At 77.3% G+C, this 16,656-nt stretch carries 10 protein-coding genes; 9 read left to right on the top strand and 1 reads right to left on the bottom strand.

Annotated features, from left to right (window positions below; translation table 11 throughout):
* Nucleotides 1-200 precede the first annotated feature (200 nt).
* The 4 genes from HWY08_RS09205 to HWY08_RS09220 all read left to right on the top strand — a co-directional run bounded on the left by HWY08_RS09205 (nt 201) and on the right by HWY08_RS09220 (nt 7,336).
* Nucleotides 201-1,154 (top strand): COX15/CtaA family protein, encoded by a 954-nt coding sequence (locus HWY08_RS09205; RefSeq protein ID WP_176064583.1) that lies wholly within the window; start codon nt 201-203, stop codon nt 1,152-1,154.
* An 82-nt stretch (nt 1,155-1,236) separates the two neighbouring features.
* Entirely contained in the window at nt 1,237-4,500 is a 3,264-nt protein-coding gene (locus tag HWY08_RS09210) for an efflux RND transporter permease subunit (protein ID WP_176064584.1), read from the top strand.
* A gap of 12 nt (nt 4,501-4,512) precedes the next feature.
* Nucleotides 4,513-5,733: an efflux RND transporter periplasmic adaptor subunit gene (locus tag HWY08_RS09215; RefSeq protein WP_176064585.1), complete on the top strand. Its 1,221-nt coding sequence runs from the start codon at nt 4,513-4,515 to the stop codon at nt 5,731-5,733.
* A gap of 88 nt (nt 5,734-5,821) precedes the next feature.
* Nucleotides 5,822-7,336, top strand: a complete 1,515-nt coding sequence (locus HWY08_RS09220; protein ID WP_176064586.1) for a PAS domain-containing sensor histidine kinase — start codon at nt 5,822-5,824, stop codon at nt 7,334-7,336.
* A 63-nt stretch (nt 7,337-7,399) separates the two neighbouring features.
* Here the strand turns inward: HWY08_RS09220 and HWY08_RS09225 are convergent, their stop codons facing one another.
* Nucleotides 7,400-8,848 (bottom strand): ATP-binding response regulator, encoded by a 1,449-nt coding sequence (locus tag HWY08_RS09225; RefSeq protein WP_176064587.1) that lies wholly within the window; start codon nt 8,846-8,848, stop codon nt 7,400-7,402.
* A gap of 135 nt (nt 8,849-8,983) precedes the next feature.
* Here HWY08_RS09225 and HWY08_RS09230 point away from each other — a divergent pair, with 135 nt between their 5' ends.
* The 5 genes from HWY08_RS09230 to HWY08_RS09250 all read left to right on the top strand — a co-directional run bounded on the left by HWY08_RS09230 (nt 8,984) and on the right by HWY08_RS09250 (nt 16,649).
* Nucleotides 8,984-9,361, top strand: coding sequence for a response regulator (locus HWY08_RS09230; RefSeq protein WP_176064588.1), 378 nt, complete (start codon nt 8,984-8,986; stop codon nt 9,359-9,361).
* The gene (locus HWY08_RS09235; protein ID WP_176064589.1) at nt 9,358-11,382 is read left to right on the top strand and encodes a chemotaxis protein CheA; all 2,025 of its coding nucleotides are present in this window, start codon (nt 9,358-9,360) and stop codon (nt 11,380-11,382) included. The genes HWY08_RS09230 and HWY08_RS09235 overlap by 4 nt, the downstream gene beginning before the upstream one ends.
* Nucleotides 11,379-11,828 (top strand): chemotaxis protein CheW, encoded by a 450-nt coding sequence (locus tag HWY08_RS09240; RefSeq protein WP_176064590.1) that lies wholly within the window; start codon nt 11,379-11,381, stop codon nt 11,826-11,828. Before HWY08_RS09235 ends, HWY08_RS09240 begins: the two co-directional genes overlap by 4 nt.
* 94 nt (nt 11,829-11,922) lie before the next feature.
* The gene (locus tag HWY08_RS09245; protein ID WP_176064591.1) at nt 11,923-14,316 is read left to right on the top strand and encodes a methyl-accepting chemotaxis protein; all 2,394 of its coding nucleotides are present in this window, start codon (nt 11,923-11,925) and stop codon (nt 14,314-14,316) included.
* Nucleotides 14,313-16,649: a HEAT repeat domain-containing protein gene (locus tag HWY08_RS09250; protein ID WP_176064592.1), complete on the top strand. Its 2,337-nt coding sequence runs from the start codon at nt 14,313-14,315 to the stop codon at nt 16,647-16,649. The genes HWY08_RS09245 and HWY08_RS09250 overlap by 4 nt, the downstream gene beginning before the upstream one ends.
* Nucleotides 16,650-16,656 lie beyond the last annotated feature (7 nt).

Consider the following 16,656-nt stretch of genomic DNA (forward strand, 5'->3'; position numbering starts at 1 on the left):
GGGCGGGCCATGAGAGGCCACCCCCTTCTTTAGCTCGCCCATCCGGTGGAATCGACTCTCCTGCGGGAGGCTGGCGAGCGGGGCGGGAGCGGCAGGCCGCGCACTCACGGCGTGCATGCACCGCGGGCGCCGCGTTCCGGGCGGGGCGGGTCCCTCGGCGCGGTTGCGGGGCGGGCCTCGCGGTGCTTTGTACCGCTCCCATGAGAGCTTTCGCGCGCTTCGCCTGGGCGGTCCTCGCGTACGACGTGGCCGTGATCGCCTGGGGCGCCCTCGTGCGGGCCACCGGCTCCGGCGCCGGGTGCGGGCAGCACTGGCCGCTCTGCAATGGGGAGGTGGTGCCGCGGGCGCCGGGCGCGGAGATGGCGGTCGAGTTCACCCACCGCGCGACGAGCGGGATCGCGCTGGTGCTGGTGGTGGCGCTCTTCGTCTGGGCGCGGCGGGCGCTGCCGCGCGGGCACGCGGCGCGGCGGGCCGCCGCGGCCTCGCTCGCCTTCATGGTCGCCGAGGCGCTGCTCGGCGCGGGGTTGGTGCTCTTCGGCTGGGTGGCGAAGGACGCCTCGGCCGGCCGCGGCTTCGCCATGGCGCTCCACCTCGCGAACACCTTCTTCCTGCTCGCGTCCCTGGCGCTCACCGCCGGGTGGGCGGACTCCAGCGGGAAGCTCGCCCTGCGCCGTGACACCCTCTCGCGCCTCGCCGCGCTGGGCGCGGTGGCGCTTCTCCTCGCCGGCGTCTCGGGCGCGGTGGCCGCGCTCGGAGACACGCTCTTCCCGGCGGTGAGCTTCGCGGCGGGGCTGCGCGAGGAGCTGTCCGGCGGCGCGCACGTCCTCCTGCGGCTGCGGGTGGCGCACCCGTTCGCCGCGCTGGCGGCGGCCGGGGTCCTCCTCGGCGCGGCGGCGGTCGCGCTGCGGCCGGAGGGGCACCCGCGGGCCCGCCGGGCGGCCCTGGCGCTGGCGGCCCTGGTGGTGGTGGAGTTCGCCGCGGGCGTGGTGAACCTGCTCCTCCTCGCCCCGGTGGCGATGCAGGTGGTCCACCTCGTCCTGGCCGACCTCACCTGGATCGCGCTGGTCCTCACCGCCGGCTGGAGCGCGCTCCCGGACGCCCGCTCGCGCGAGGTGGCGGCGCCCGCGCGGCAGCCCGCTCCCGCGGCAGGGTGAAGGGCTCGCCCGGCGGAACTAGCTTCGGGGGATGCGACCTCTCCCCCTGACGCCCGCCGTCTCGCTCGCCTGAGGACCAGCCATGTGGCTCGTCCGGCTGGCGCTGCGGCGGCCTTACACCATCGCGACGCTGTGCCTCGCCATCGCTCTCTTCGGGGCGCTCTCGCTGGCGCGGCTGCGCGTCGACATCCTGCCCTCGGTGGACATCCCGGTGGTGGTGGTGGTGTGGGCCTACCCGGGGCTCAGCGCCGACGAGATGGAGAAGCGCGTCATCTACCTCACCGAGCGCGCCTTCTCGACCACCGTCGGCGACATCGAGCGCATCGAGTCGCAGGCCATCGACGGCATCGGCCTGGTGAAGGTCTACTTCCAGCCCGAGGTCGAGATCGGCGGCGCCATCGCCCAGATCACCGCCGTGGGCCAGACCATCCTCCGCGTCATGCCGCCCGGCATGACGCCGCCCACCGTCCTCCAGTTCAACGCCTCGAACGTCCCGGTGGCGCAGCTCACGCTGGGCGGCCGGGCGGGCGAGCAGGAGTCGTTCGACTACGGGCTCAACGTCCTGCGGCTGAAGCTCTTCACCATCCAGGGGCTCGCCACCCCGGCGCCGTTCGGCGGACGCCAGAAGCAGGTCATGGTGGACCTCGACCCGGAGCGGCTCGCCGCGCGCGGGCTGTCGCCGCAGGACGTGGTGAACGCGCTGACCGCCGGCAACGTCATCCTGCCCGCCGGCACGGCCCGCCTGGGCGACACCGAGTACGACGTCCTGCTCAACGGCAGCCCCACCCGCGTGGGCGAGTTCGACGAGCTGCCGCTGCGCCAGGTGGAGGGGCGGCTGGTGCGGCTGGGCGACGTCTCGCACGTGCGGGAGGGCTACGCCGTGCAGACGAACGTGGTGCACGTGGACGGCCGCCGCTCCACGTACCTCGCCATCCTGCGCAAGGCGGGCTCCTCGACCCTGGCGGTGGTGGACTCCGTCCGCGAGCTCCTGCCGGCGCTGCAGAAGACCGCGCCGGAGGGGATCGAGCTCCGGCTCGACTTCGACCAGAGCACCTTCGTGCGCGCCGCGCTGCACGAGGTGCTGCGCGAGGCGCTCCTCGCCTCGGCGCTCGTCTCGCTCATGATCCTCTTCTTCCTGGGCAGCTGGCGCGGCATGGTGATCGTCTGCAGCTCGATCCCGGTCGCCATCCTGGTCTCGGTCATCGGGCTCTTCCTCACCGGCCACACGCTCAACGTCATGACGCTGGGCGGCCTCGCGCTCGCCATCGGCATGCTGGTCGACGACGCGACGGTGGAGGTGGAGAACATCCACCGCAACCAGGGGAACCGCTGGCCCGACGGCACCCCGCACTCGCTCACGCGGGTGGTCATGGACAGCGCCCAGCAGATCGCCACCCCCGCGCTCGCCGCCACGCTCTCCATCTGCATCGTCTTCTTCCCGGTGGTGCTGCTCACCGGGCCGGCGCGCTTCCTGTTCCGGCCGCTGGCGCTGGCGGTGGTGCTGGCTATGCTCGCCTCGTACGCGCTCTCGCGCACGCTCGTCCCGACGCTGGCGCGGCTCCTCATGGAGAAGCAGCACGGCCGTCCGGACGAGGGGGCCGGGCGCCTCGCGCGCGCCTCGCGCCGCTTCAACGCGTGGCGCGACCGCCAGTTCGACCGGCTGCGCGACGCGTACGGGGCGGCGCTGGCCGCCGTGCTGGCGCACCGGGGGCTGGTGCTGGTCGCGGCCACGGTGCTCCTCGCGCTCTCGGCGCTCCTCACCCGGGTGGTCGGGCTCGACTTCTTCCCGGCGGTGGACACGGGCCAGCTGCGGCTCCACGTCCGCGCCGCGGCGGGCACCCGCATCGAGGTGACCGAGCAGCAGGTCATGGCGGTGGAGGGCGCCGTCCGCGAGCTGGCGCAGGGCGACGTGCAGGGGCTGGTGGACAACCTCGGCGTCCCGGTCTCGTACAACCTGGGCTTCGTGGCCTCGAGCAATGCCGGGGGCGAGGACGCCGAGGTCCGCGTCTCGCTCCGGCCCGGGCACCGGCCCACCGCGGCGCTGCAGGACCGCCTGCGGGCGGAGCTGCCGCGCCGCTTCCCCGGCGTCCAGTTCTGGTTCGAGCCGGCCGACGTGGTGAGCCAGGTGCTCTCCTTCGGGCTGCCGGCCCAGCTCGAGGTGGAGGTGGCGGGGCACGACACGGCGGCCGCGCTGAGGTACGCGCAGGCCGCCATCGCCGAGGTGCGGCGCGTCCCAGGCGCGGCGGACGCGCACATCGCGCAGGTCTTCGACCGGCCCGCGATCCAGGTGGACGTGGACCGGCAGCAGGCGCAGGCGCTCGGGCTCTCCGAGCGCGACGTGGCGGCGAGCCTGCTCACCTCGCTCTCATCGAGCTCGCTCACCGCGCCGAGCTTCTGGGTGAACCCGGCCACCGGCATCAACTACAACGTCGCGGTCCAGACCCCGCTGGCGCGGCTGCGCGACCTCGGCGACCTCGCCACCACCCCGCTCTCGGCGCCCTCGGCCGCGCCGCAGCCCGCCTCGCCGGCCGACCCGGGCGTCGGCGCACCCTACCTCGGCTCGCTCTCGGTGCTGCGGCCGCGCACCACGACCGCCTACATCGCGCACGACACGGTGCAGCCCATCGTCGAGGTGCAGTTCGCCGCCTCCGGGCGCGACCTCGGCGCGGTCGCCTCGGACGTGCAGCGCGCGATCGACCGGCTGAAGGCGCCCCCCGGCACGACCGTCAAGCTGCGCGGCCAGAGCGAGGCCATGTTCCAGGCGTTCGGCCGGCTCGGGCTGGGGCTGTTCCTGGCGGTCGCGCTCGTCTACCTGCTCTTGGTGGTGCTGTTCCAGTCCTGGTCCGACCCGCTCATCATCCTCATGGCGGTGCCGGGCGCGCTGTGCGGGATCCTGTGGCTGCTCTCGGTGACCGGCACGACGCTCAACGTCGAGTCGTTCATGGGCGCCATCATGGCGGTCGGGATCGCCACCTCGAACAGCATCCTGCTGGTCTCGTTCGCGAACGACTTCCGCGCCGAGGCGGAGCGCGATCCGGGGCCGCTCCCCGCCATGCTGGCCTCCGGGGAGACGCGCCTGCGGCCCGTGATCATGACCGCGCTCGCCATGATCCTCGGCATGCTCCCCATGGCGCTCGGGCTCGGGGAGGGGGGCGAGCAGAACGCGCCGCTCGGGCGGGCGGTGATCGGGGGGCTCCTCGCGGCGACGGTGACCACGCTCTTCCTGGTGCCGGTCGTCTACACGTTCGTCCGCCGCAAGCCGCCGCACAAGCACGTGCTCGACGTGCGCTTCGAGGGCGAGCTGCGCGACCCGGGGGCCGGCGGGCCGGCACCCGCGCACGGGTGAGGGGGAGGGCGCGTGGACTGGCAGCGGCACGAGGCGGAGCCGGCGGCGGGCGAGGGCGCGCGGCGCGGGCGGGAGCGGCGGGCGCTCGGGCTCGTCCTCGCCGTCGCGCTCGTGGCGGCGCTGGCAGGGGTGGCCCTGCTCCTCGCCGCCCGCCACCGCCGCGAGGCGGGGGAGCGCGACCGGCTGGCACGCGCGGCGGAGCGCGGGCCGGCGGTGCTGGTGGCGCGCGCCGAGCTGCCGAGCGGCGCGCGGACGGTGACCCTGCCCGGCGACGTGCGCGCCTTCTGGCAGGCGACCCTCTACGCCAAGGTGAACGGGTACGTGCAGGAGATGAGGGTCGACAAGGGCCAGGCGGTGAAGAAGGGCGAGGTGCTGGCCCGCATCGCCTCGCCCGAGACCGACCAGCAGGTGCGCGCCGCGCGCGCCACGCTCGAGGTCCGCCGGCGAAACGCGGCGCGCGCCGAGCGCCTGGCGCCGCACGGCGTGGTGTCGCGGCAGGAGCTCGACCAGGCGCGCGCCGATCTGGGCGTGGCGCAGGCCGACGCCCGCCGCGTCGCGGCGCTGCAGGAGTACCAGGTGCTGCGCGCCCCCTTCGACGGCGTGGTGACCGCGCGCTACGTCGACCCCGGCGCGCTCCTCACCGCCAGCGCCACCGGCGCGCCGGTGGTCGACGTGGCCTCCCCGGGCCGCGTCCGCATCCTCGTCTACGTGGGCCAGGACGTGGCGCCGTTCGTGAAGCTCGGCGACCCGGCGGAGGTGGCGCTCGACGCCGTGCCCGGCGTCCGGATCGCGGGGCGGGTGGCCCGCCTCGCCGACGCGCTCGACCCGCGCACGCGCTCCATGCTGGTGGAGGTCTGGCCGGAGGGCGAGGCGCCGCTGCGGCTCGTGCCGGGGCTCTTCGTCCACGTCGCGCTGCGCCTCTCGATGCCGCCCTTGCCGTCGATCCCCTCGCAGGCGCTGGTGGCGCGCGGGGCGAAGCTGCAGGTGGCGCTGGTGCAGGGCGGGAAGCTCCACTTCGTGGACGTCGAGCCGGGCGTCGACGACGGCCGCCGCATCCAGGTGCGGCGCGGCCTCGCGGGCGGCGAGGTGGTGGCGCTCTCGCCCCCGAGCGACCTCGGCGAGGGCGCGCCGGTGGAGGCGCTGACGCCGGAGCAGCAGCAGGCCGCGCAGCCAGGCCGGACCCCCGGCGGGGGAGGGAGCGCGCGGGCGGCGCGCGCCCCGCTCGATCGCTGAGGTTGCCCCAGTTGGGCCCGGGGGAGGTCGCGCCCTTCCGGACCGCGGCCTCCGCCGATAGACACCATGAACCGACTCCGAGCTCACCTTGGACCCTTCCCCCACGCCCGCGCCGCTGAACGACCTCCCGCTCTCGCTCGACGGCGCCCACGCGCTGGCGCGGCTCCGGGCGCACCTCGCCGCCGCGCTCGAGGCGGCAGGGCTCGGGACCTTCTCCCTCGACCCCGGGAGCTTCGAGGGCGAGTGGGATCCGCGGGCGGCGGAGGTCCTCGGCGCGTCCACCTGGCGAGGCCGCCTGCTCGACCACGCCGCGCCCGAGGAGGAGGCGCCGCTGCGCCGCGCGTTCGGAGCCCTGCTGGGGCCCCGCGCGGCCGGGACCGTCCATCTCGACTTCAAGGTCGCCGGCGCCAGCGCCCGGCCGCGCTGGTGCTCGCTCGCCGGCGCGCTGGCGCCGCGCGAGGGCGGCGGCCTGACGGTGGTGGGGACGCTGCAGGACGTCACCGAGGCGCGCCTGTCGCGGGAGCAGCGGCAGCGCCTCGAGGCGGAGCTCCGCGAGGCGAACCAGCGGCTGGCGCGCTCCCAGGCCCTCCTCGACGCGATGATCGAGCACGCCCCGGTGGGCATCGGCCTCGTCGACCGCGAGCTGCGGTTCCAGCGGGTGAACGAGCGGCTGGCGGCCATCAACGGCCTCGCGGCCGCGGAGCACGCCGGGCGCACGCCGCGCGAGCTGCTGCCGGACCTGCCGCTCGACGCGTGGGAGGCGGCCTGGCGGCGCGTCCTCGAGACCGGGGAGCCCGCCACCGGCCTCGAGCTCTCGGGCCGCACGCCCGCGAGCGACGAGCTGCGCTACTGGAAGGAGGCGCTGTACCGGGTCCGCGCCGGGGAGGAGACGCTCGGGGTCGGGGTGCTGGTCGAGGACGTCACCGACACGAAGCGCCGCGAGGAGATGCAGCGCCTGCTCGTGGGCGTGGTCGGCCACGACCTGCGCAACCCGCTCTCCACCTTCCTCAACGGACTCCACGTCCTGCGCGCCGAGCCGGCGCTGAGCGAGCGGGGCCGCCGCACCCTCGACCGCATGCGGAACGCGGCGGCGGGGATGGACCGGCTGGTGAGCGACCTCCTCGACTACACGCGCATCCGGGCCGGGCAGGGCATCCCGGTGAGCCGGTTGCCCGCGCGCCTGCGCGACGTCGTCGTCCCGCTGGTGGAGGACGCGCGGCTCGCCCACCCCGATCGCTCGATCGTGTGCTCCGGCCAGGGGGACGACGCCGGCCGCTGGGACCCCGACCGCCTCGGCCAGGTGGTCTCGAACCTGCTCACCAACGCCCTCAAGCACGGGGCGCGGGGGGAGCCGATCGAGGTGCGGTGGCGGGGCGAGGAGCGCGCGGTCGTGCTGGAGGTGGCGAACGGCGGCCCGCCCATTCCCCCCGAGCTCCTCGCGCGGCTGTTCGAGCCGATGACGCAGGGCGAGGCCCGGCGCGACGGGGTGGGGCTCGGGCTGTTCATCACGCGCGAGGTGGTGCGGGCGCACGGCGGCCGGGTGGTGGCGCGCTCCTCGCCGGAGCTGGGCACCGTCTTCGAGGTGGAGCTGCCGAGGGGCTGAGGCCGCGCGGCGGGGGACGAGCCCCCGCCCTACGGCCCGCTGCCGGCGGCTCGCGCCCCCTCCCTACGGCCCGTTGCCCGCGCTGGGCTCGAGCCGCAGCCGGAACGAGAAGGTGCTGCCGCGGCCGACCTCGCTCTCGACCGACACCTTCCCCCCGTGCGCCTCCACGATCTCGCGCACGATCATGAGCCCGAGCCCCGTGCCGGCGATGTCGCGCGGCAGGTCGCCCGCGCGCGCGTAGGGCCGGAAGAGGTGGGGGAGGGCGCTGGCGGGGATGCCGCGCCCGGTGTCCTGCACCGCCGCCTCGACGGCGTCGCCCTCGAGCCGGAGCCGCACCAGCACCCGGCCGCCCGAGGGCGTGAACTTGAGCGCGTTCGAGACCAGGTTCGACAGGACCTGCCCGATGCGGCGGCGGTCGCCGAGCACGCGGGCCTGCGCCGCCGCCGGCTCGAACCGCAGCTCCAGCCGGCTCGCCTGCGCGACCGCCTGGTACTCGTCGACCACGCGGCGGACGAGCGCGTTGAGGTCGATGGGCGCCGGCTCGAGCTGCACCCCGGCGCTCTCCATCCGGGCGAGATCCAGGAAGTCGTTGATCATCGAGACGAGCTCGCGGATGCGCGCCTCGATGCGCTCCACGTCGGTGCGCGCCTCGGGCGGGAGCGCCCCGCGCCGGCCGGCCAGCAGCCACTCGACCCGCATCAGCATGGCGCTGAGCGGCGAGCGGAGGTCGTGCGCCACCATGGCGTAGAAGTCCACCCGGCGCGTCTCGACCCGTCGCTGCTCCGTCACGTCCCGCAGGGACACCGCCAGGGAGACGCCCCCCTCCTCCACGAGCCGCTTCACCGCCGGTGCGTAGTGCCGGGCGCCCAGTGCCAGGTCCGGCAGGTGGGCGGGCGCCGCGCCGAGCCCCGCGTCGGACTGGAGCGGGAGCTCGGGGGCGCACTCCGCGAGCGGCCGGCCGAGCAGCGGCCGGTCGAGGGCGGCGAACAGGCGCGCCGCCTCCTCGTTCGCGAACACCACCCGCCCGGCGGGGTTCACGAGCAGCACCGCCTCGGGGAGCGACGCGAGCAGGGTCCGGAGCGAGGCCTCGGCCTCCTCGGCCCGCCGCCGCAGGGCGCGCGAGCGCGCCAGCGCGTCCACCCGCGCCCGCAGCTCCTCGGGCGCGAAGGGCTTGGCGAGGAAGTCGTTGGCGCCGGCGCGCAGCCCCTCCACCACCTGCGCCGTCTCGCGGTGCGCGGTGAGGAGCAGCACCGGCGTCTCGGCGGTGGCCGGCGAGGCGCGGAGGAACTTGCAGACGTCGATGCCGGAGACGCCCGGCATCATCCAGTCGAGCACCAGCACCTCGGGCTGGCCGCCGGCCGCGAACCGCTCCAGCACCGCCGCGCCGTCGGAGAAGCTCTCGACCCGGTGCTGCGGCTCGAGCACGCGGCGCGCGTGGTCGCGCTCGAGCCCATTGTCGTCGACCACCCACACCCAGGGTAGATCGGCCGGCCTGGCGTCGGGAGCGGGCACCGCCCACGTCGTGTAGCGCGGGCTGGCCCGCGCGCCAAGCGCGCCGCGGGGCCCAAGGGGGGGCCGCGCGAAGCGTGGGAGCGGCGGGGGGCCGGGAGTAAGTTCACCCACCGAGCGGTCAGCGCGGAGGCGTGCGTGGCGGACGTCCTGGTGGTGGACGACAGCAAGGTGATGCGCGACATGATCGTCGCGTGCCTGCGCGCGCGGGCGGGCCTCGAGTTCGTCCACGCCGCGAGCGGGCTCGAGGCCATCGAGCGGCTGTCGCTGCACCCGTTCGACCTCGTGCTGCTCGACCTCAACATGCCCGACATCGGGGGCATCGAGGTGGTCGAGTTCATCCGGGCCCAGGACAAGCTCCGCGCGCTGCCGATCGTGGTCATCACCACGCGGGGCGACGAGGCGTCGCGCGCCCGGGCCCTGGCGGCCGGCGCCGACCGCTTCCTGACGAAGCCGTTCACGCCGGAGGCGCTCGTCCGCGAGGTGAGCGGGCTGCTCGGTGCCGCGCGCCCATGACCGGCCGGGTCGACCTGGGCGAGTTCGTCGCGGCCTTCCTGGTGGAGGCGGAGGAGCTCCTGCGCGCCGCCTCGAGCCAGCTGCTCGCCGTCGAGGCGGAGGCGAAGCAGGGCCGCGCGCGCCCGCGCGCCGTCCGGGAGGCCTTCCGCGCCACCCACACGCTGAAGGGGCTCGCCGCCATGGTGGGCCAGGAGCCCATCGTGGGGCTGGCGCACCGGATGGAGGCGGTGCTGCGAACCGCGGACGCGGCCGGGGGGCGGCTCGACCCGGCCGCGCTGGACGTCCTCCTCCGCGGGGTCCGCGAGCTCGAGCGGCAGGTGAGCGCCGTCGGGAAGGGCGGGGCCGCCCCCGAGCCCCCCCGCGCGCTCGTCGAGCGGCTCCAGGGGCTCGAGGAGGAGGCGCCCGCCGCGGCCGCGGCGGCGCCCGCGCGGCTCGATCTGGACCCGGCGCTGGCGGCCAAGCTGTCAGGCTACGAGCGCGATCAGCTCCTCGCCGCGCTCGGCGAGGGGCGGCGCGCGCTGCGGGTCGACTTCACCCCCTCGCCCGCCCGCGCCGCCGAGGGGCTCAACATCACCACCGTCCGGGAGCGGGTGGCCGGCGTGGCCGAGATCGTGAAGGTCCTGCCGCGCTCGGTGCCCGCCAGCGACGAGGCGCCCGGGGGGATCGCCTTCGCGCTCCTGCTGGTCGCCGCCGGCTCCGACGAGGAGGTGGCGGCGGCCGCCGGGGTCGCGCCCTCGGCGCTGCTCCCCATCGGGCGGACCCGAGGCGAGGCCGCCCCGCCGCAGCACGCCCCCGAGCTCGAGCTCGAGCTCCCGGAGGTGGCCGCCGGCGCCGGCGTGGTGCGGGTCGAGGTGGCGCGGCTCGACGAGGCGCTGGAGGGGCTGTCGGCGCTGGTGGTGACGCGCTCGCGGCTGCGCGGGGCGGCCGCCCGGCTGGCGGAGCGGGGCGCCGACGTGCGCGAGCTCGACGGCGTGCTGGCGGAGGCGGGGCGGCAGCTGCGCGACGTGCGCCGCGCCTTCCTGCGGGTGCGGATGGTGCGGGTGACCGAGGTGCTCGACCGGCTGCCGCTGCTGGTCCGCGGGCTGCAGCGCGCCACCGGGAAGCGCGTGCGCCTGGAGATGGACGCGGGGGAGGCCGAGCTCGACAAGGGCGTGGCGGAGCGCCTCTTCCCGGCGCTGGTGCACCTGGTCCGGAACGCGGTGGATCATGGGCTCGAGGACGCCGCCGGGCGGCGCGCGGCCGGGAAGCCCGAGGAGGGCGCCATCACCGTCTCGTGCTTCGAGCGCTCCACCAGCCAGCTCGAGCTGACGGTGGCGGACGACGGCGCCGGCATCGACCGCGAGGCGGTGGCGCGCCGCGCCGGCGCGCCGCCGCCGGAGACGGATGCGGCGCTGCTCGACCTGCTCTGCCGGCCCGGGCTCTCGACGCGGCCGGCGGCCAGCACCACCAGCGGACGCGGCATGGGCATGGACATCGTGCGCCGGGTGGTGGTCGAGGAGCTCGGCGGCGAGCTGTCGCTCCGCACGGTGCGGGGGCAGGGGAGCGCCTTCACCCTGCGGGTGCCGCTCACCATCTCGATCGTCGACGCGTTCTCGCTCGTCGCCGGCGGCCAGCGGTACGTGGTGCCCGTCTCGGCGGTGGAGGAGATCCTGGAGCTCGATCGGGCGCGGGTGGTCGAGGGGCCTTCGCCCGGGCGCGGACGCGGCGTGGGGCTCGTCGAGCGCCGCGGCGAGGCGGTGCCGCTCCTCGATCTGTGCGCCGCGCTCGGTGCGCCGCGGGCCGGCCCGCCCGCCGGCCAGGCGCTGCTCGTGCGGCGCGGCGGCGACCCGGTGGCGTTCGCGGTGGACAAGATGGTGGGGCAGCAGGAGGTGGTGCTCCGGCCGCTGCTGGACCCGCTGGTGCGCCGGACCGGCGTCGCGGCCGCCACCGACCTGGGTGACGGGAGGCCGACCCTGGTGCTCGACCTCGTCGCGCTGGGCGGCGCGGCCCTGACGGCGGGGCCCGGGGAGGCGATCGCGTGAGCCGCGCGCTGCACGTGCTGTTCCGGGTCGGCGCCGCCGAGTACGCGCTGCCCGCCGCCGAGGTGCTCCAGATGGAGTCGTACGCCGGCGCGACGCCCGTCCCCGGCGCGCCCGCCTTCGTGGCGGGGGTGGTGCAGGTACGAGGCCGGGTGCTGCCGGTGCTGGACCTGCGGGCGCGCTTCGGGCTCGCGCCGGCGGAGCCCTCGCTCGATCGCCGGCTCGTGGTGGCGCAGCACCGGGAGCGCCCGGTGGCGCTGCTCGTCGACAGCGCGCGCGAGGTCCTGACGCTGGAGGCGGACGACTTCCGGCCGCCGCCGCCCATGGTGTCCGAGGAGGCCGAGGGCCTCGTCAAGGCGGTGGCGCAGGTCGGCCCCCGCCTCGTCCTGATGCTCGATTTCCCGAAGCTCATCGGTGAGGAGGCGCTCGATGCCGCGCAGCAGGCCTGACACGAAGAAGGCGGGCCGCGGGGCCGCGCCGCGCCGTGGCGCCTCGCCCGCGGGCCCCGCCGCCCCTTCCAGCCGGGGCGGGGAGCTGTCGGCGATGCGGGACGCCACGCAGCGGCTCATCGCGGGCCGCAACGAGCAGGCCGCCGCCGGCGAGCAGCTGCGCGCCGGCATGGAGGGGATCGCGGCGGGCGTGGAGGAGTCCGCGGCCTCGGCGCAGGAGCTGGCGCGCGCGCAGCGCGGCGTGGCCGAGACGAGCGCGGCGCTCCAGCAGGGCTCCGACGCGAACGCCGCCTCCGCCCGGGAGCTCGCCGCCTCGGTGGCGGGGGTGCGGCAGGACGCGGAGCGGCTCGCCGCCTCGGCGGAGGGGAACGCGGCCACGGTGGAGGAGCTGGCGCGCTCGGTCAAGGGCGTCGCCGGCAACGCCGAGGAGCTGGCCGCGTCGAGCGAGGAGCTGCTGGCGTCGGCGACGCAGATGGGCGCGACCGTGCGCGAGCTCGGGTCGCAGGGCGAGGCGGGGGCGGCCGCGACCGAGCAGGTCGCCGCCACCGCCCAGCAGATGTCGAAGGGGCTGGGCCGGCTGGCGGCCGACGCCAGGACCGCCGGGGAGCGGGTGGCGAGCGTCGCCGCCGGCACGGCCAGGGTGGGCCGCGGCGTGGACGAGGTGGCGCGCGACGCCTCCTCGGCCGCCGCGGCGGTGGAGGAGAGCTCCGCCGGCGCGGAGGAGCTGGCGCGGTCCATCAAGGCGGTGGCGGAGCACGCCCGCGGGCTCGAGGCGTCGGCGGCCTCGAGCGCGGCCGGGCTGACCGAGGTCGCCGCCTCGGTGGAGCAGGTGACGGCCAACGCGGAGCGGACGGCCTCCTCCGTGGAGGCGAACGCGGCCACCGTCGAGCAGCTGGCCCGGAGCGCCGCCGGGACCGCCCAGGCGGTGGACGAGGTGAGGAAGCTCGCCGAGTCGAGCGCGGCCGGCGCCGCCCAGCTCGGCGAGTCGGCCCGGCGCATCGCGCAGATCGGCGAAGAGGCGCGGGCGGTCGGGGAGCACGCGGCGGCGGCGGCCCGGGCCGGCGGGGCCACCGTCCAGCGCTCGATGAAGGGGTTCGGCAAGCTGCGCCAGGCCATCGGCGGCTCGGCCGCGGTCATGAAGGAGATGGGCGAGCGGGCGGAGCAGATCGGCGACATCGTGCAGACCATCAACGTCATCGCCGACCGGACCAACCTCCTCTCGCTCAACGCCAGCATCGAGGCCGCCCGCGCCGGCGAGCACGGCCGCGGCTTCGCCGTGGTGGCGGAGGAGATCCGGGCGCTCGCGGACCGCGCGGCGGCCCAGAGCGGCGACATCGCCAAGATCGTGCGCGGGCTCCAGGCGGTCGTGCGCGAGGCGCTGGAGGCCACCTCCGAGGGCGTGCGCGCCGCGGACGAGGGGAGCGCCCAGGTGGAGGAGGCGGAGCGGGCGCTCTCGACCATCCTGGAGGGCGTCGAGTCGCTGACCGGGTCCGTGCGCCAGGTGACCGCGGCCGGCGCGGAGCAGGCGGCGGCGGTGCGGACCGTGACCGAGGGCACCTCGCGCGTGAGCGAGCAGGCGCGGCTCATCGCGCGCGCCGCCGCCGAGCAGGTGGACGCGACGCAGGCGCTCGCCCGCAACGGCGGCGAGCTGCGGCAGATGGCGCGGCAGACCACGCAGGCGCTGGCCGAGCAGGCGCGCACCATGAAGGAGCTGGTGCGGCAGAACGCGGGGGTGGCCACCGCCGCCGAGCAGGTCTCGCGCGCGGCCCAGGAGCAGGCGGCGACCTCGGCCCAGCTCGCGAAGGCCATCGTCGAGGTGCGCAACGTCACGCAGCGCACCGCCACCGCGATGGGCGAGCAGAGCCGCACCGTGGCGGAGGTCGCGGGGGCGGCGCAGGAGATGGCGGGGCTGACCGAGGCCACCCTGCGCGGGCTGGCGGAGCAGGCGCGGGGCGCGGCCGAGGTGGCGAAGGCGATGGACGACACCCGCCGGCAGGCGGCGCAGACCGCGCGGGCGCTGGCCGAGCAGGGGCAGGGGACGAAGCAGGTCGAGACGGCGGCCCGGGACGTCGCGCGGCTCGCGGCGGAGGTGACGCGCGCCACCGCGGAGCAGGGAAAGGCCGCCGGGAACATGGCCCAGGCGGCGGAGGAGGTGCGGCGGGTGGCCCGCCAGACGGCGCTCGCCGTGTCGGAGCAGGACGAGGCGATCCGGAGCTTCGGGGAGGTGGTCTCGCGGCAGGCGGTGGGCCTCGCCAGCCTCGCCCGCTCGAACGGGGAGCAGGCCGTCGCCACCGAGCAGCTCGCGCGCGGCCTGGCGCAGATGCGCGGGCAGGTGCGGGAGATCGCGACCACGCTCTCCTCGCAGGCGCGCGGGTCCCAGGGCATGGCGGACGAGATGGACCAGATGGCCGACGGCCTGGTGCGGCTCGGCGCGGCGCGCCGGCGCGGCCGGCGCGGCGCGGCCGCAGAGCCGGGGGAGGGCGCGTGAACCGGCCCCTCCCGCTCGGGCTGTCGCAGGACGACCAGCGCCGGCTGGGCGAGGTGGAGGCGCTCGCCGGGCGCGGGGCGGTGCCCGAGCTGGTGCAGCGCCTCTCCGACCCGAGCTGGGCGGTCCGGCGCGGCGTCGTCGACGCGCTGGCGAGGCTGGGAGATCCCGCCGTGGAGCCGCTCTGCGCCGCGCTCGCGGGGGACCGGGGGGACGAGGCGCTCCTGGCGGCCGCCGTCGACGCGCTCGCGGCCAGCCGCGGCGAGGTCGACGGCCCGGTCGGCCGGCTCGCCGAGCACGCCGACCCGCACGTGGTGGCCGACGCGGCGCAGATCCTGGGCCGGCGCCGCAGCGGGAAGGCGGTGCCGATCCTGACCCGCCTCGCCGCGCACGCCGACGACAACGTGGCGGTGGCGGCCCTGGAGGCCCTGGGCCGCATCGGCGGCACGGCGGCGGTCGACGCGCTCCTCTCCACGGTGGCCGGGGGCAACTTCTTCCGGACCTTCCCGGCGCTGGAGGTGCTCGGACGCAGCGGGGATCCGCGCGCGATCGCGCCGCTCGCCAGGCTGCTCGACAGCACCTTCTACGCCCCGGAGGCCGCGCGCGCGCTCGGACACACCGGCCTCGCCGCGGCGGTCCCGCCGCTGGCGGCCCAGCTCCACCGCGGTCCGGAGGCGCTGGTGCGCGCCGCCGCCGTCGCCCTGGCCGACTTGCACGACGCGCAGCGCCGGCAGTACGGCTCGGGGCAGGGCGCGGAGAAGGCGCTCCGGTCGGCCGCGCTCCCGCAGCTGGCCGCGAGCCGGCTGGCGCAGTCCGTCCCCGGCGCCACCCCCGACGAGCAGCGCGCGCTGGCGCGCGTGCTCGGCTGGCTCGGGTCGCCGGAGGCGAGCGCGACGCTGCTCGGGCTGCTCGAGGTCGCGCCCGAGCCGGCGGCCGAGGGCCTGCGCTCGGTCGGGCACGACGCCGATCGGCAGCTCGGGGAGGCGGTCCGCCTCGGCGACAGCGCCCGCCGGAAGCTGCTCCTGCCCCTGCTGGTGGGGCGGGCGCACGCGCTGGAGCACGCCCTGCTCTGCCTCGACGACCCGGCGCCCGAGGTCCGCGCCGCGGCCGCCGAGGTGCTGAGCAGCCTGCGCGAGCCCGCCGCGGTCCCCGTGCTCTTCGCGCACCTGGGCGACCCGGACCTGGGCGCCGCGCGGGCCGTGGTGGGGGCCGTCGAGTCCATCGCCAGCGCCGAGACCGAGCAGCTCGCGCTGGCGGCGGCGCGCTCGCCCGACCCGCGCGTCCGCCACGCCGCGCTGGGCGTGGTCGCCTACTTCGGGTTCTCCGGCGGGCTGCAGGTCATGGAGGAGGCGCTCGCGGCCGGGGACGAGCGCCTGCGCGACGCCGCGCTGGCAGGCCTGCCGTACCTGGACGAGCCGCGGGCGCAGGAGCTGCTGCTCGCCGCCGCGGAGCACCCGTCGCCGCGCACCCGCGCCTCGGCCATGCGCGCGCTGGGGCAGACCGCCGGCGCGCCGGCCGCGCTGGCGGCCCTGCGGCGCGGCGTCGGCGACCCGGACCCGTGGGTCGCGTACTACGCGTGCCAGGCGCTGGGGAAGCAGCGGGACGAGGCGGCCGCGGGGCAGCTCGTCGCCGCGGCCCGCCACCCCTCGGGCCAGGTGCGGGTCGCCGCGGTGGAGGCGCTGGCGCACCTCGCCTCGGAGGCCGCGGGCGCGGCGCTGCGGGCCGCGGCGAGCTCGAGCGACCAGGACATCAGGCGCGCCGCGCTGCAGGGCCTCGGCGCGTCGCGCGCGCCGGGCGCGCTCCCGACGCTGCTCGCCGCCGCCGGCGCGGGCGACCGCGCCACGCGGGTGGTGGCCCTGACCGCGCTGGCCGACCGCGACGAGCCGGAGGTGCTGCCGGTGCTGGCGCAGGCCGCGGCCGACCGGGACGAGGAGGTGCGCGCGGCGGCCGTGGCGCGCCTGGCCGAGTGGCGCAACGCCGGAGGGACGCACGTCCTCATCGGGCTGCTCGGCAACCCCGCCGCGCGCGAGCGCGCCCTCGAGGCGCTCTCCCTGCCGACGCCGGGGCGCATCGCGGGGCTCCTCTCGGCGCTCGAGGTGGCCGACGGCGAGCTGCCGCCGCTGCTCGTCTCGGCCCTGGCGCGCATGGATCGTCCCGACGCGCGCGCCGCCATCGTGAGCGCGGTCGAGCTGGGTGGCCCGGCCACCCGGGCCGCGGCGGTGGAGGCGGTGGGCGCGCTCGACCTCGCCGACGGGCGGGAGGCGCTGGCGCGGGCCGCGGAGCGTGACCCCGACCCGGGCGTGCGCCGGCTCGCCGCGGCCGCCCTCGCTCGCTGATGCCGCA

This window comes from Anaeromyxobacter diazotrophicus (assembly GCF_013340205.1).
In the GTDB taxonomy this organism is placed as follows: Bacteria; Myxococcota; Myxococcia; order Myxococcales; family Anaeromyxobacteraceae; genus Anaeromyxobacter_A; species Anaeromyxobacter_A diazotrophicus.